This window comes from Streptomyces sp. SID11385 (genome assembly GCF_010548245.1).
Classification (GTDB): domain Bacteria; phylum Actinomycetota; class Actinomycetes; order Streptomycetales; family Streptomycetaceae; genus Streptomyces.
In genome coordinates this window covers 1-253 of record NZ_JAAGLR010000035.1, presented here as the reverse complement: position 1 = coordinate 253, position 253 = coordinate 1, and the positions used below count along the sequence as shown (strand labels likewise).

Below are 253 nucleotides of genomic sequence, written 5' to 3'. Positions count from 1 at the left end.
CCGTCCACCGCGGCGCCGTCCGCGCCGCGATCGGCACCCGCGCCGCGATGTTCGCCCCCGTACGCGACCTCGGCCTCGTCGCCCTGTGGGAGGACGGCGACAGCGGCCACAGCGAGGACCACGCCCCCCAGCCGCACGCGCGGGAAGTCCTCGTGCTGCGGGCGAGCCGCGAGGCCGGTGCCGAGGGGCCGCCCGCTCCCGCCTTCCTGCTCGGCTCCGTCGGCTGCACCGTCGAGGCCGCCCAGCTCGTCCG

At 79.1% G+C, this 253-nt stretch carries 1 pseudogene; it reads left to right on the top strand.

Going from position 1 to position 253, the window contains the following annotated elements:
- Positions 1-253 (top strand): annotated as a pseudogene (locus tag G3I42_RS00960) (primosome assembly protein PriA); the annotation flags it as partial.